We start from the raw sequence: 16830 nt of genomic DNA, 5'->3' as shown, positions 1-16830 counted from the left end.
ACTCTCAACTAATTTTCATCGGTAGTTAAATTGACTGAATTGGGTTCATAGAATCGTACCCAATCAATATAGAAATCAACAGGTAGCCCTGCGTGATCTGTGTCTTTGTCCAGTCTCAGACCAATATAAAGATCAAAGTCGAGATCGTTAAAAGGAAATTGTCCCGGTATTTTTGTTGGAATACGGGGATATTTTTTTGTACGTGTGCCATCAACATAAAAAACCACACTATCTGGATATTTTTCAACACCATATATGTGATATTCGATTGGATTAACACCAACCAATGCACTTGATGGAGGATTGTCAGGCATTCCCTCTGTTGTTGTATATTGTGAAGTTACAGACTGATAGATAAATTCATCAGTATCATATTGCTCAATTAAATCTATTACAATATTTTCTGAGCTATTATTTGGAAAAAGCGATATATAAGGTGTGACACCATATGTAGGGTTAATTCTGGCTCTTATTTCTAATCTTTTTGTTTCGTTTGCTTTAAAAGCCTGAGTATAGATACCTCCGGTTATAAAAGGCAGTTTTTCATTTCCTTCAGGGTCTTGCATGCCTCTTAACACAAGATTGCCATCTTGTAGTTTGTAAAGCGACTCACTATCACTCATATATCTGAACGAATGTTGTTTGTCTCTTGGTGTTTTAGACCATACAGACTCATTTGAAAACTCATCAAAATCATCTTCCCAAGCAAGTGTCCAACCTTTACGATATGTATCATCATTATTGTACTGTCGGAAACATGATGATAAAATTGCAGTTGCAATTATTAAAATAGCTATTAAATACTTTCTCATTAGTTTGAAATCTCTATAACATTTACTTTATAATAAATTGAGGCACAAAAGTAAGCATAATACATTTTACAAAATCCCAATCTCTTTCAATTTGTGTTAATCATTCGAAAAGCAACCAAAGGCAAACTTTTTTATTACCTTTGCTACTTAATTTTTTTATTTTATGCCTGATATTTCAATGCGTGGTTATCAAATGCCCGCTTCACCAATACGTAAACTAGCACCACTCTCAGATGCAGCTAAAGCTGAGGGAGTAAAAGTGTATCATCTGAACATCGGACAACCCGATTTACCTTCACCTGTAACTGCATTAGATGCAATCCGCTCAATTGATCGCATCACACTGGAATATAGTCCAAGCGACGGCTATTTATTCTACAGGAAGAATCTGGTTGAATATTATAAAAAATTCAACATTAATTTATCTCCCAACGAAATTATCGTAACAGCAGGAGGTTCTGAAGCTGTATTATATGCATTTATGGCTTGCCTGAATCCGGGTGACGAGATTATTGTACCTGAACCAGCATATGCAAATTATATGGCATTTGCAATCTCAGCAGGAGCAGTAATAAGGACAATTCCTTCTGATATGGAGTCAAACTTCGCACTACCGGAAATAGAGGAGTTCGAAAAACTTATCAATGAACGCACTAAAGGAATTCTTATATGTAATCCAAATAATCCAACAGGATATGTTTACACTCCACAGGAAATGGAGAAAATAAGGTTACTGGTAAAAAAATATAATCTATATCTTTTTTCTGATGAAGTATATAGAGAGTTTATCTATAACGATACACCATATATTTCGGCATGCCACCTGGAAGGTATTGAAGAGAATGTTGTACTTATAGATTCAGTCTCAAAACGTTATAGTGAATGCGGGATCAGAATAGGTGCATTAATAACAAAAAACATAAAACTTCATGATACAGTAATGAAGTTTTGCCAGGCAAGACTAAGTCCTCCTCTGATTGGTCAGATAGCAGCAAACGCCTCGCTTAGCGAAGACAGCAGTTATATGCAGCGTAATTTCAAGGAGTATAAGAGTCGACGTGATTTTCTAATCGATCGCCTTAACAAAATACCTGGTGTATATTCACCAATGCCTCAAGGTGCTTTCTATACTCTTGCAAGGCTGCCTATTGATGATGCTGATAAATTTTGTGCATGGTGTTTGTCGGATTTCCGCTATGAGGGACAAACTATATTTATGGCTCCTGCTACCGGTTTTTACGTAACACCTGGTTTGGGCACCAATGAGGTTAGAATAGCATATGTACTTAATACTGAAGACCTTGACAAAGCGCTTACAGTACTCGAAAAAGCGTTGGAAGAGTATAAGAATGTGTGTATGTAAAACAAAAATGAATTCGGAACTTTTCATAGCAAGAAGGATTTATAAAGGGGAGAAGAAACTTGACAAACAGGTTTCTTCGCCTGCTATTAAAATTGCTATTGCCGGAATATCATTGGGACTGGCAGTAATGATTGTGGCTGTATGTATTATAGTAGGATTCAAAAAAGAGATTCGCGGTAAAGTAATAGGTTTTGGGTCGCACATTCAGATAACAGCTTTCGAGAGCAATGTTTCATACGAGCACACACCTATAGCAATATCGGATACTCTTATCAATATACTTTATTCAAATCCTGAAATAAGTCATGTTCAGGAGTTTATTACTAAACCGGCTATAATAAAGACCGATGACGACTTCCTTGGTGTAGTTCTCAAAGGGGTTTCTGACAGCTATAACTGGGATTTTTTCAGGACCAATCTTCTTGAAGGTGATATAATTAATCCTGATGATACAACTTCGGCCAATCAGGCAATTATATCTAAAAGCATAGCTGATAAGCTTCAGTTGAAAACTGGTGATAGATTCACCTGTTACTTCGTTCAGGAGCCCGTACGTGCCCGTCGTTTTGATATTACTGGTATTTACGAAACAAATTTTGAAGATTATGATCAACTCTTTATACTGACAGAGAAAATCATTCTTGGAAACCTTAATGAATGGGATGACGATATGGCGAGTGGCATTGAAGTGCTTGTCAAGGATTATGACAATCTGGATGTGACAGCACAGAATCTGTTCTTCGAGATGTCTTCTTATAAAGATCGTTTTGGAAATGCACTCTATACACGATCTATTAAAGATATTAACCCAATGATTTTCAACTGGCTTGAGCTCCTTAATATGAATGTGTGGGTAATCATTATACTAATGTTGATAGTATCAGGCTTCACCATGATTTCGGGGCTATTGATTATAATACTGGAGAGAACAAATATGATTGGTATTCTGAAATCAATTGGCGCTAGAGACTTCAGTATCCGCAAAGTATTCCTTTACCTCTCCGCATTTCTTATTGGAAAAGGAATGCTCTGGGGCAATATTATTGCTCTTGTTTTTTGTATTATACAACACCAGTTCAATATACTTAAACTTGACCCTTCGACCTATTATCTATCAGCAGTACCGGTTGATCTAAACGTGATTTACATTATACTACTCAACATAGGTACACTATTGGTATCATTACTGATGATGATTGGCCCTTCTTACCTGGTTGCCAGGATAACTCCTTCAAAATCAATCAAGTTCGAATAGAATATTCATTTTACACATATACTGTCAGAATTGATCTGTCTGTCACTCGATGTAAGATATATCCAAATATGAGTGTCCTCAAAATTCCAATTGTCACTCAATTCAATAGATGCTTCCCCATCTTTACGCTTGGCTACACCCGAATACTTAACTGTCACCTTTAAAACCATCTTTAATTATCTGGTTAAGAGGAGACAACCCTTTATTTACCAATGAAAACTTCATGCGATGAGCAAGAATTAAGAATCTTTTTTACTGAAAGTATTCTCATTAAATCGATAGGTAAATGTTATATTTGTGATAATAACTTATTAGAATGAGAATACTACACACAGCTGACTGGCATTTGGGTAAACGTCTGGAGGATTTTTCCAGACTGGATGAGCAATTTGTTGTAATGAACGAGATTTGTGAAATTGCAGATCGTGAGCATGTTGATATAGTACTTGTATCGGGGGATCTGTTTGACACGTTTAATCCACCTACGGAGGCGGTGGATCTATTCTATAAAACATTAAAGAGATTATCTAACGGGGGAAGGCGACCTGTATTAGCTATTGCTGGTAATCATGACTCTCCTGACAGGATAGAAGCTCCAGATCCTTTGGCACGGGAGTGTGGAATTATTTTTGTGGGCTATCCTAAATCAGTTGTACCTGTTTTTCATCTTGAAACTGGTGTTAAGATCTCTTGCGTTGATAAGGGTTTTATTGAATTGATGCTTGCAGAAATTGATTTCCCTGTCAGAATATTGGTCACTCCTTATGCTAATGAATATAGACTCAAACAGTTCCTTAATGCAGAAGATATTGATTCTGAACTTCGCAGAGTACTTGAAGATCATTGGAAGAATATTGCAGACAGGTATTGTGACAACAGCGGTGTTAACATTCTAGTTTCACATCTTTTTATGATAAAAAAAGGCGGCCCCATCCCTGAGGAACCTGAGGATGAAAAACCTATACTGCATGTTGGTGGAGCTCAAGCAATATTTACTCAAAATATCCCTAAACAGATTCAATATACAGCACTGGGACACCTGCACAGGATGCATAAAGTGGATGATTCTGTTTCACCTGTTTATTACAGTGGCAGCCCAATTTCTTACAGCTTTTCAGAGGCTAATCAGAAGAAGTTTGTTCTGATTGCTGACATATTGCCTGGTGAAAAAGCTGAAATAAGAGAGATTGAACTATCTACAGTGAGACCTCTTCTAAGAAAACGTGTCAACGGAATTGATGAGGCTATTGAATGGCTCTCAGAAAATCAAAATGCATTGGTGGAGTTGACACTGGTTACGGATACTTTTATAACTCCTTTAGACAGAAGAAAGTTGAATTCTGCTCATCAGGGTATAGTAACGATAATTCCAGAGGTGATTAGCGAGGATTTAAAAGTAGAGAACAGGCATAAGCAGATAGATTTGAACAGAAGTATGGAAGAGCTATTCAGTGACTATTTTACTCATGAGAAAGGTCAAGCTCCGAGTGAAGATATAATGAGCATTTTCAGAGAAATATTGGCAGAGGAGGAAGAAGAATGATACCTATAGAATTAACAATTGAAGGATTATATTCATACCAGAAGAGGCAGACGATAGATTTTAGAAAGTTGACTGATGCAGGACTGTTTGGTATCTTCGGAACTGTTGGAAGTGGTAAATCATCTATATTAGAGGCTATTACTTATGCTATATATGGTAAAACTGATAAACTGAATATTTCAGGTGATAATCGATACTACAACATGATGAACCTGAAATCTGACGAGTTATTAATCGATTTTATTTTTGAAACCGGAAAAGATAGTAATTCGTACCGCGCAATTGTAAAGGGGAAACGAAATAGAAAACGATTTGAGGAGGTTAAAACGTTAGACCATACTGCTTACAGAAAAATGGGAAATGAATGGATTCCTGTAGAAATTAGTGAGCTGGAAAAAGCAATTGGTCTTAATTATGTAAATTTCAAACGTACTATAATAATTCCCCAAGGACAATTTCAGGAGTTTCTTCAACTTGGTAATAAAGATAGAACCACTATGATGAAGGAGCTATTCAATCTTCAGAAGTATGAATTTTTCCATAAAGTGGTTTCTCTGGAAAGTAAAAACAACAACAGGAAAAACCATTTGGATGGCCAGCTTCAGCAGTTAGGGCAGATTGATCCTGAACAAATTAACATATACAGTAAAAAACTTTTAGATCTTGATAAAATAATTGGTGAGCTTAATGATAAAGTTGCCGGACTTAAAAAGGAAGAGGAAGAGCTCAGGAAAATCATGGAGTTGATTCAAAAGAGAGATAAGGCTGAACGTAATTTGAATGTATTAATTAAACAGGAACCTGAATATAAACAACTTAAAATAGAGATTGAAAGATACGAATTATGCGCTATGAGCTTCAAGCATCTGCTCGACTCATTAAAGGAATATCGGAGTAAAGTTCAGTCTCGCAGTGAACTAATTGAATCTGACAAAATTAAACTTGAAACTCTTAACAAAAATATAAAAAAGCTGGAGAAAGAGTTAGGTGATCTAAAACCTCTGTATGAAAAAAGAGATGAACTAAAACGTAAAGCTGATGAACTTGATACATTACTTAAAATAAAACAGCTTGATAAAAGTGTAAAGGAACTTGAATCGAGAGTTGAAAAGGGAGCTGATTTCTGGAAAAAAACCGAACGGAATGTTGGAGATTTAAAAGAAGAGAATGACAAACTTGATGTCAACTTAACTGAGTTAAGAAAAAACTTACCTGATATAGCTTTATTATCAAATATCAGAAACTGGTACAATGAAAAGAATTTAATTGAGCGACAGATTTCAGATATTAACAGAGAAATAGATAAGTATAAAGCTAAACAGAATGAATTAATCAATAAGAAAAATATTCTGCTCAAGGACTACATACAAAAAGGTGAGATTTCAGCAGATATGAGTTTTGATGACTATTATCATTATCTCGAAATATCTCTTGATAATATTAAAAAGAGACAGAGTGAATTCAGAGATCAGGAAGGTCATGTTTTAGTTAAAGCCAAATTGGGAGCTTATGCTGAAAACCTGCAGGAAAATTCGCCCTGCCCTCTTTGCGGTTCTCTGCATCACCCCGATATATTCAGAAGCGAGGATATAGAAGAGCATCTGGAGAGTATCAATACAGAAAAGACTGAATTAGAAAAAGAGTTTGATACCACTTCCTCAATAATAAGGCAATTGAATTTAATTGAAGCAGGTTACAACGAAACAGTATATCATCTAGAAGAATTAAGTAAATCTAAAAATCAAATTACCAACAACTTATCAGTTCATTTAAAATTATTTGTTTGGGATAAGTTCAGGAAGGTTGAAGAACTTGATTCCGCTTTCAGTGAGATGGAGCTTAAACAGGCTAAGATTAAATCATGTGAACTGGAACTACAAGAGAAAGCCAAAGAAATTAAGAATCTCGAAAAAACTCTTGAGCTTGCAAGGGTGAAGCTTGAAAATCTGAGAAAGGAGCTAACAGAAGATAAGACTGAATTGCAGACTTTAAAAGGACAATTGAGGATAATTGAGGTTGAAAAATATAACGAGTTGAATGAAGTTGCGATTTATGAAGAACAGACTAAATTAATTAAAGAACATGACCGAATTGAAAAAGCTTATACAATAGATAATGACAATCTTCAGGAAGAAAGAAAAAAGAGAGATTTATTAAAAGGAAGACTGGATACTAATGTTATTGAATTAGAGAAAGAGAAGTCTGCTATTGTGAAAATAGAGAAAGATATTGATTCGGAGTTGGCAAATTCTGACTTTAAATCTGTTGAAGAGGTTAAAACAATTTTATCTGAGTCAATTAATATTCAAAACGAGAAAAAAAGAGTTGATCAGTTTTATAAAACTCTTTTGGAAAACCGTACTTCATTTGAACATATTAATAAAGAGGTTGGAGGGCAAATATATGATAAGGTTTATCATGATAAATTGAACAGTGAAATCAGGTTGATTAATGATCAGCTGGATATGTTCATTAAAGAAAGAGTTGAGATTGAAATTAATTTGAAAAACTTAAAGAAAAATATAGAAATCCATAATCAATTGCGCAAAGAACTTGAAGATGTTGAGCATAGATCTGAGAATCTGAAGACGATGAAAAGTCTGTTCAAAGCCAGTGGATTTGTAAACTATATTTCATCTGTTTATTTACAAAACCTTTGTAATGCAGCGAATGACAGGTTCTTCCAGTTAACAAGACAAAAACTTAGTCTGGAAATAACCCCGGAAAATAACTTCCAGATAAGAGATTATATGAATGGTGGTAAAGAGAGAAGTGTTAAGACTCTCTCAGGAGGGCAAACGTTCCAGGCCTCATTATCACTGGCTCTGGCTCTGGCTGATAACATTCAGAAGATAACTCAGTCGCATCAGAACTTCTTCTTCCTGGACGAAGGATTCGGATCGTTGGACAGAGAGGCTTTAAGTGTGGTTCTTGACACTTTAAAAACACTACGAAAGGAAAATCGAACTGTAGGCATTATTTCACACGTTGAAGAAATGCAACAGGAAATTGAAGTTCATCTACGCATTGAAAATAGTTCAGAAAGAGGCAGTATTGTTCATTACAGTTGGGAAGAGTAGTACTAAAACTGTATCCGATGCAAACAAATAGTATAAATATTTGTTCATAATATGTTCCTTTAAAAAAAATCATTAAGGCGTATATTAAAAATAAATGATACAGAAAATACTAATCGCAAACCGTGGTGAAATTGCTGTGCGTGTTATGCGAACATGTAAAGAAATGGGCATACAGACTGTTGCCGTTTATTCAGAAGTAGACAGAACATCTAGACATGTAGCCTATGCTGATGAAGCAGTAAAAATAGGTCTTGCGTCTGCTGCTGACAGTTACCTGAATATTGAGAAAATTATTGATGCAGCCAAGAAATTTAAAGCGGATGCTATTCATCCAGGTTATGGTTTTCTTAGCGAGAATGCTGAATTTGCCCGTCGCTGTAAAGAGGAAGGAATTATTTTTATAGGTCCTTCGGCAGAAAGTATTGAGGCAATGGGCGATAAGATATCGGCACGAAAGAAAATGATAGAGGCAAAAGTACCGGTAGTTCCCGGTACATCTGAGGATCTGAAGCCAAAGGATCTGTTCAGAGTTTGTCGTAAAATTGGTTTCCCGGTTATTATTAAGGCAACAGCAGGCGGAGGTGGTAAGGGTATGCGACTTGTTTATAAAGAGAAGCACCTGCAGGAAGCTTACGATGCTGCTAAGTCTGAAGCGATGGCTTCATTCGGGAACGATTCTGTTTACATCGAAAAATATATTGAATCGCCCCACCATGTGGAGATACAGTTTTTGGGTGATACTCATGGTAATGTGGTGCATCTGTACGACCGTGAATGTTCAGTTCAGCGTCGTCATCAAAAGATAATTGAAGAGAGCCCCTCCCCATTTATTGATAAAAAAACTCGCTTGGCGATGGGTGCAATTGCAGTAAAAGCAGCTAAATCTATCAACTATGTGGGTGCCGGCACTATTGAGTTTCTGGTGGATAATGATATGAATTTTTATTTCCTGGAGATGAATACCAGATTACAGGTTGAACATCCTATAACTGAGGAGGTACTTGGTGTTGACATCGTTAAAGAACAGATAAATATAGCAAACGGAAGAAAAATCAGCTTCAGACAGAATCAGCTGCATCAGCGTGGCCATGCGATAGAATGCCGAATTTATGCTGAGGATACAGAGAACAATTTTGCCCCTTCACCTGGCGTAATACACTCTATTCAAACTCCCAAGGGTTTAGGGGTACGAATTGATACACATATATATGCAGGTTACGAAATCTCTATCTTCTACGATTCAATGATAAGCAAACTTATAGTATGGGCAACCAACAGAGATGTCGCACTAGAACGTATGAGAAGAGTGTTGTATGAATATAAGATTACCGGTGTTAAAACCAATATTGATTATCTGCGTCGTATTATGGACAATCTTGAATTTGTACAGGGAAATTACACCACCCATTTTATAGATGAGAATACCAATAAACTTCAAAAAGGGAATGTACTGGAAGATGAGATAGAGGATATGGCTATTATTGCAGCTTATATTGATTATGTAGTAAACAATAACGATACACCAGTTGCTGCAAATGACAACCAGCCCATAAGTAAGTGGCGTGCATTTGGAAAACAAAAAGGAGTTTTAAGAATATGAGAGCCAAAATTGAAAACAGGATACGTGATGTTGAACTGATATCCAAAGATGGTAATAAGGTGGAGATTTCTGTAGATGGAAAAATATATGATATTGATGTTGTAATGTCAGAGAGTGGATTTTGTTCAATAATTCATGAAGGGAGATCTTATAATGCTGAAGCTGTCAGTCATTCAGATGGTAAATATACAATAACCACTAATTTTCGTCATTTTGACATTGAACTGTCAAATCCTCAGAAAAAATATCTCCGAGGCAGGCAGTCCTCAACAGATGAAGTACAGGAGACGATAATCTCTCCAATGCCAGGAAAAGTGATTAAGATTTTAGTGTATGAAAATATGGAGGTTAAACAGGGAGATCCACTAATTGTTGTAGAAGCAATGAAGATGCAGAGCACTTATACTGCCGCACAGGATGCTATTGTTGAGAAGATCCATATTGAAGAGGGTGATTCGGTAGTCAGAGATCAGCTGCTCATTACTTTTAAAACCAATTAAAAAGATTTATAATGACTTTAGAAGATATATATAAAGATTTTAAAGAAAAAGATAAAGCTGCCGAAAATGGAGGCGGTGAGAAAGCCATAGCTAAACAGAAGAAAGCCGGAAAGCAGACAGCGCGAGAAAGAATCAACATGCTTTTAGACGATGACACTTTTGTTGAAATTGACAAGTTTGTACTGCATGACTCGCACAACTATAATATGCAGAATAATAGGGTTCCAGGCGATGGTGTTGTTACAGGATATGGAAAGATTGATGGGAGAATTGTTTACGTATATGCATACGATTTTACAGTTTATGGAGGTTCCCTATCTCGAACTAACGCAAATAAAATTGTAAAAATACAGAAGTTGGCTCTAAAAAACGGAGCTCCGATTATTGCATTGAATGATTCAGGTGGTGCCAGAATTCAGGAAGGTGTAATGGCACTAAGCGGCTATTCAGAGATTTTCAATAATAATGTAAAATCATCAGGAGTAATTCCTCAGATATCCGCAATACTTGGTCCCTGTGCCGGTGGTGCCTGTTATTCACCGGCATTGACCGATTTTATTTTTATGGTCAGGGATGAGAGTTATATGTTTGTTACTGGACCAGATGTAGTAAAAACTGTTACTCATGAGGAATTGACAAAAGAAGAGCTAGGTGGTGCTTCTGTACATTCTTCAAAGAGCGGTGTTGCGCATTTTGTTGGGAACGATGAAGAAGAGACTCTTATGATGATCAGAGAGCTGATTAGCTTTCTTCCATCGAACAATATGGAGGACCCTCCTATGACTTCTACTCGTGATACTAATAATCGAAAGACTCCGGATATTCATAAACTGATTCCTGAAGATTCAAATATACCTTATGATATTAAAAAGCTTATTGAGGAGGTTGTAGATGAGAACTATTTCTTTGAAGTAATGCCTCAATTTGCTCAAAATGTAGTAGTTGGATTTGCAAGAATGGGAGGAAAGCCTGTTGGTATTGTTGCAAATCAACCAGCTTATCTGGCAGGGGTACTTGATATTGACGCATCTGACAAAGCAGCAAGATTTATTCGATTCTGCGACTGTTTTGATATTCCTATAATCACTTTTGTTGATGTGCCCGGATTTCTACCGGGAAGAGATCAGGAGCACAATGGAATTATTCGTCATGGTGCTAAGATTATGTATGCATATGTAGAGGCAACCGTTCCAAAGATAACTTTGATCACACGCAAAGCTTATGGCGGCGCTTATGTTGTGATGTCATCCAAAGAGTCAGGTGCAGATATCAATCTTGCCTACCCTAATGCTGAGATTGCCGTTATGGGTGCAGAAGGTGCAGTAAATATTCTTTACCGATCATCTGTTGGAGAAGATCGTCAGAATGCACTAAATGAGTATAAAGAACTGTTTTCGAACCCATACAGAGCAGCTGAGAAAGGTTACATCGATGAGATTATTCTTCCTGAAAACACACGTTTTAAACTGATTCAGGCATTGGAAATGACTGCTAACAAAACTGCAAGCAATCCTCCAAAAAAACATGGTAATCCTCCTTCTTAGAAAATTATTGGCAGGACTATTTTACTAAAAGACACTGTACTGGATAAAAAGCCCTATGAAGGGCTTTTTACTTTTGTATGTAACTATTTCAAAATTAAAAAGATTTATATAATTATCTTTGCATGATTAATATAATAGTAATCAGTTAATAACTTCAATATGAACTTGAATTGGGTAATTTTAATTATTGGTGGCATATTTGAATCCCTCTTTGCCTTAAGTCTTGGAAAGATGCAGCAAACCACCGGTAAAGATATGTTAGGGTGGTTAATTGCCTTTATCCTATTTGTTTCTTTAAGTATGTTGCTACTTTTTAAATCGATGGGTGGTGAACATCCTATTCCCACAGGTACAGCTTATGCTGTTTGGGCTGGAATTGGTGCAGTGGGAACAGTTGTGCTTGGAATATTAGTCTTCAAAGAACCTGTTACATTTTGGAGAATCTTTTTTCTTAGTACACTTATATTATCAATAATAGGTTTGCAGTTAACCTCTACAGTAGCAAAATAAAGTCTTCATTATATTTTAGTTGTGGTTATATTTCATTTGATTTGAGTATTAATCTTAATTAATATGATACTTATTCTCGATTGATGTGAGTCCTGTAAACGATTTGAAGGGGCTTGTTGATAACTTGTTGATATGTTGTTAACAACCTGTTTATATGTTGTTTATAATTACAAGTAAAAATATTTGCTTTATATTTTGTATAAATATTATATTTGCCATGAACAAAAACGATAATGAGTTCGTTTATATTCAAAAGAAATAGGAGTTCTTTGACATTTTGTACAAATCAGTTAGATTCTTATTCTAGAGATGAATAAAAGTATTTATCCAGTGATGGATATAATATTTGTTCAATCTCCAATGTTTATGAAGTAATAAACTGAAAAGTTTAATACGTATGGACTGAATAAAAAATCTATTGCAATTGTGAACTTGTAACTACAGTTGTTTTTGGCTTGAGATGCACTATAGGATTTAAAAAGTTTTGTTTTATATCAAAAGTATAAATAGCTGTTTGTAAGTTCTTTGAGTAAATCGAAAATTAGAATATATTACAAACTCGTACTTATCTCATTATTGGGAGAAAACGACAGTAATAAATTCTAAGCTGAATATTATTTTACATTAGTATAATTCATTCTGCTTCACAATTTAGAAATTTATTATCAAACGATTAATTGTTATCGATCCGAATGATATATAATACTTCTCATAACTGTTTAATCAGCTTCAAACACTGATTAGGAAGTAATTAGAAGTATCTGAATTCTGAAGTATCCGCTCACAGATAAGTATTGAACCTCAAAGTTCAATTTCTAATCTTAGATTTTCGAGAAATTCTAAAGAATTGAATACATCTTCATAATTTGCGCTGAATGTGCAAAAAGAAGAGAACTCCTTCCATATAATTAAAAGCCCCTGTAAAAAGGGGCTTTTTTTATGAATTAGATTTAGATTTTGTATTGGTAAATTATTATCTGTATCTAGTTTATTGTTAGTATCATACGGTTGTCAGTTGCCATTTTTCGGATATTTAAAATTGCATACCGCATCCGACCAAGTGCTGTGTTTATACTTACACCGGTTATATCTGCAATTTCTTTAAAACTTAAATCCTTATAATAACGCATCTCCAATACTTCACGCTGTTGTTCCGGCAGATAACATATAAGTCTCTTAACATCCTCAAGTACTTGCGTTTTAACCATCTTTGATTCGATAGTTTCCTCGCAGAAAGAGGGATTGTTAAACAAGTCAGCCTCATTCTCATCATTGGAGATAATTTTCTCATTCTTTTTCTGCCTGAAATGGTCGATAATAAGATTATGAGCAATTCGCATTATCCATGATTTAAATCTGCCTGATTCAGTATATTTACCCTGCTTAATTGTTATTATTGCTTTGATAAAGGTATCCTGGAATATATCTTCTGCCAGACCGTTATCTCTAACAGTGTGATAAATGTAGTTGTAAACTAATTGTTTGTGCCTGTTTAATAGAGTGTCAAACGCTATATCATTGCCCTCTGAATAAGAAACTACCAGTTCCTCATCGGACATTTTAGAATAAATATCCATGCTTTACTTATTAAATTGTTATGTAAAATTTAATTGTGTAAAGAGGACTTATAGGCTATTAATTTTTGCGTTTGTTATTTATCTGTAACAAAGAAAAACAAAATAAATTCTAATTCCAAGAAAGAGAAATAAAAAAAACATATCGTACTGCAGCATATAGAGTGTTGAAAAAATAAAAAGGGGCAAACTTAATTGTTGCCCCTTATATTTAATTTAACTGTTTAAAACAGTTAATCTATTTTACTTCTGCCAGATCAGCAGGCTTATAGTATGCTATATCCTCTACTCTGGCTTCTGTAATAAATTTGTGGTTCTTTATAACTTCTATATGACCAAAGTGAATGTATACTTCAGCACTTCTACGGAACAGATCCTGATTTTTATTAGCATCCTGAAGAAGAAGATGCCCACAAATAATATGCGCAGCACAATCAACTAACCTGCGAGCGTGGAAATCAAGATATTCATCATCTTTTTGTGAAGTTACTAGCTCAGTGAGTTGTTCGTACATCTGAGTCATCTCAGCAAGCGTTCTCTTTAATGGCTCTAATTCAGGGACAACCGTCATTGCTTCATATTCTTTTATTCGTTGAAGGTACGTACCTGTTGTAACATGTCTGATAGCTGCTATAACCTGTAGTTGTGTTGTACCTTCGTAAATATTGGTAATACGTGCGTCTCGATAGAGTCTTTCACACTTATAGTCTTTCATATATCCTGATCCACCATGAATCTGAATTGCATCGTAAGCATTCTGATTGGCATATTCACTGCTCATTCCTTTACCCAGAGGTGTGAATGCATCAGCTAAGCGGGAAAAATATTTCATTTCATTCCTCTCTTCAGGTGTTAGCTTGCGTTCTTTACTAATATCCTCAAGTGTTTTATACATATCAACAAAACGACTTGTTTCATAAAGCAATGTGCGTGAAGCATCTGTTTTAGCCCTCATATTTGCAAGCATTTCATACACAGGAGGAAAGTTTATTATGGCTTTACCAAATTGACGACGCTCCATTGCATAGTTGTATGCTTCACGTGTTGCCGCTTCAGATATACCAACAGATTGAGCCATAATTCCCAGACGTGCGCCATTCATTAATGACATTACGTAGCGTATGAGTCCTAATCTTCTACTGCCAACAAGCTCTGCTTTTGCATTCTTATAAACTAGTTCACAAGTTGGTGCACCCTTTATACCCATCTTATTTTCTATACGACGTACATTAACACCTCCGCTGTTTTTGTCGTAAATAAACATTGATAAACCACGTGCATCTTTAGTGCCATCTTCCGAACGGGCTAACACCAGATGAATATCAGCATCACCGTTTGTGATAAATCGCTTAACACCATTCAGATACCATTGATCTTCTTTCTCGTTATATGTAGCCTTTAGCATTACTGCCTGCAAATCAGAACCTGCATCTGGCTCAGTTAGGTCCATAGACATGGTTTCTCCTTTGACTACACGAGATATATATTTATCTTTTTGCGCTTCGTCTCCAAATTCGTAGATTGTTTCACCACAGTCCTGCAACATCCATATATTCTGAAAACTGGCATCAGCACGACTTACTATGTCTGCACTCATCATATAAGGGACCATAGGAAAATTTAGTCCACCATATTTGCGTCCGAAACGCATCCCCATAAGCTCAGCTTTAATAAGCACATCAAGATTTTCTTGTGTATTGGTTGCATAAGTTACCCTTCCATCTGAAACAGTGGGACCAGTGTGATCTACCTCTTCAGCATTTGGATCAATTACTTCTCCACATATTTCTCCAACTACCTCAAGTACTTTGTCGTAACTGTCCATTGCATCTTCAAAGTCAATTGGTGCGTGATCGTATGTTTCGCTTTCAGTGTAATTTCTCTCTCTCAGTTCCACAATTCTCTTCATAAGTGGGTGCTGAAGATAGTGACGAAATTGTGGTGTATCTGTATAAAAGTTTGCCATATTTGTTTTTTGTTCAATTTCTTATTTCTAAGGTAAGATTTAGGTTTTCTTACTTACTGTTTTTCTTATAATATTTAATCATCTTAGGGATGACGTTTTCAACTTCACCTGTAATAACATAATCTGCAATCGAATTAATAGGTGCACTTGGATCATTATTTATAGAAATAATGATGGAGCTCTCTTGCATACCGGCAATATGCTGTATCTGACCAGAAATTCCGCATGCTATGTATACCTTAGGACGAACTGTAACACCCGTTTGTCCAATTTGACGTTCATGTTCAGCAAATCCTGCATCAACTGCTGCTCTTGAAGCTCCTACTTCGGCACCAAGTAAATCAGCAAGTTTATAAAGTAAATCGAAGTTCTCTTTAGATCCAACTCCATAACCTCCGGATACTATTATTGGAGAATTCTTGATATTAACTTTTGACTTCTCTATATGACGGTCGATTATTTTTACAATTAGATCTTTATCATTTACATAATCATTTACATCATATTTAATTGTTTCGCCCTTATAGAATGGATCGAAGATCTCTTTTTTCATTACACCTTCCCTTACCGTTGCCATTTGAGGACGATGATCCGGATTTACTATATTTGCTACAATATTTCCGCCGAATGCAGGCCTTATCTGATAAAGTAAATTCTCATATACTTTACCCTCTTTTTTGTTTTCATGATTACCAATCTCAAGTGAAGTGCAGTCGGCAGTTAGACCACTACCTAAAGAGGATGAAACGCGAGGACCTAAATCTCTACCAATTATAGTTGCTCCTAAAAGACAAATCTGAGGTTGTTCTTCTTTAAAAAGTTTCACTAAAATTGATGTATGCGGCAAGGTTGTGTAGGGTGCTAGTCGCTCATCATCAAAAACATGCAGCACATCAACGCCATAAGGGAAAATCTGTTCTCCCACTTTCTCGAGATTAATACCGGCAGCAATTGCTTCAACCTTGCACCCAAGTTGATTTGCAAGGGAACGCCCTTTGGTTAACAGTTCCAGGCTGACATCAGCTACTATGCCATCTTCAATCTCTAAATATACAAATAAGTTATTCATTCTTACTTTTTCTA

General features: G+C 35.8%; 12 protein-coding genes. 8 read left to right on the top strand and 4 right to left on the bottom strand.

Annotated elements, in window-relative coordinates; translation table 11 throughout:
• Positions 1–8: 8 nt before the first annotated feature.
• On the bottom strand, positions 9–812 hold the full coding sequence (locus BN1354_RS03600) for a glycoside hydrolase family 16 protein (protein WP_045089672.1): 804 nt from the start codon (positions 810–812) through the stop codon (positions 9–11).
• A 163-nt stretch (positions 813–975) separates the two neighbouring features.
• Between BN1354_RS03600 and BN1354_RS03595 the strand changes: the two genes are divergently transcribed.
• From BN1354_RS03595 to BN1354_RS03560, 8 genes are all read left to right on the top strand, one after another.
• The gene (locus BN1354_RS03595) at positions 976–2175 is read left to right on the top strand and encodes a pyridoxal phosphate-dependent aminotransferase (RefSeq protein ID WP_045089673.1); all 1200 of its coding nucleotides are present in this window, start codon (positions 976–978) and stop codon (positions 2173–2175) included.
• A gap of 7 nt (positions 2176–2182) precedes the next feature.
• Entirely contained in the window at positions 2183–3430 is a 1248-nt protein-coding gene (locus tag BN1354_RS03590) for an ABC transporter permease (RefSeq protein WP_045090901.1), read from the top strand.
• A 316-nt stretch (positions 3431–3746) separates the two neighbouring features.
• Positions 3747–4973 (top strand): metallophosphoesterase family protein, encoded by a 1227-nt coding sequence (locus BN1354_RS03585; protein ID WP_053826250.1) that lies wholly within the window; start codon positions 3747–3749, stop codon positions 4971–4973.
• Entirely contained in the window at positions 4970–8053 is a 3084-nt protein-coding gene (locus BN1354_RS03580; protein WP_053826249.1) for an SbcC/MukB-like Walker B domain-containing protein, read from the top strand. Before BN1354_RS03585 ends, BN1354_RS03580 begins: the two co-directional genes overlap by 4 nt.
• Before the next feature lie 94 nt (positions 8054–8147).
• On the top strand, positions 8148–9653 hold the full coding sequence (accC, locus tag BN1354_RS03575) for an acetyl-CoA carboxylase biotin carboxylase subunit (protein WP_045089676.1): 1506 nt from the start codon (positions 8148–8150) through the stop codon (positions 9651–9653).
• The gene (locus tag BN1354_RS03570) at positions 9650–10153 is read left to right on the top strand and encodes an acyl-CoA carboxylase biotin carboxyl carrier protein subunit (protein ID WP_053826248.1); all 504 of its coding nucleotides are present in this window, start codon (positions 9650–9652) and stop codon (positions 10151–10153) included. Before accC ends, BN1354_RS03570 begins: the two co-directional genes overlap by 4 nt.
• Positions 10154–10164: 11 nt before the next feature.
• Complete coding sequence (locus BN1354_RS03565) at positions 10165–11697, top strand: acyl-CoA carboxylase subunit beta (RefSeq protein WP_053826247.1); 1533 nt, start codon at positions 10165–10167, stop codon at positions 11695–11697.
• 165 nt (positions 11698–11862) lie between these two features.
• Positions 11863–12207: a DMT family transporter gene (locus BN1354_RS03560; RefSeq protein WP_045090902.1), complete on the top strand. Its 345-nt coding sequence runs from the start codon at positions 11863–11865 to the stop codon at positions 12205–12207.
• 983 nt (positions 12208–13190) lie between these two features.
• Here BN1354_RS03560 and BN1354_RS03555 read toward each other — a convergent pair.
• The 3 genes from BN1354_RS03555 to BN1354_RS03545 all read right to left on the bottom strand — a co-directional run bounded on the left by BN1354_RS03555 (position 13191) and on the right by BN1354_RS03545 (position 16816).
• A complete protein-coding gene (locus BN1354_RS03555; protein WP_053826246.1) occupies positions 13191–13784 on the bottom strand; it encodes an RNA polymerase sigma factor in 594 nt (197 codons plus the stop codon).
• A gap of 235 nt (positions 13785–14019) precedes the next feature.
• Entirely contained in the window at positions 14020–15747 is a 1728-nt protein-coding gene (locus BN1354_RS03550) for an acyl-CoA dehydrogenase family protein (protein WP_045089680.1), read from the bottom strand.
• A gap of 49 nt (positions 15748–15796) precedes the next feature.
• Positions 15797–16816 (bottom strand): electron transfer flavoprotein subunit alpha/FixB family protein, encoded by a 1020-nt coding sequence (locus BN1354_RS03545; protein WP_045089681.1) that lies wholly within the window; start codon positions 16814–16816, stop codon positions 15797–15799.
• Positions 16817–16830: the final 14 nt, after the last annotated feature.

This window comes from Lascolabacillus massiliensis, assembly GCF_001282625.1.
GTDB classification, from domain to species: domain Bacteria; phylum Bacteroidota; class Bacteroidia; order Bacteroidales; family Dysgonomonadaceae; genus Proteiniphilum; species Proteiniphilum massiliensis.
The sequence above is the reverse complement of the archived record's forward strand: the minus strand, read 5'-3'. Positions and strand labels throughout refer to the sequence as shown.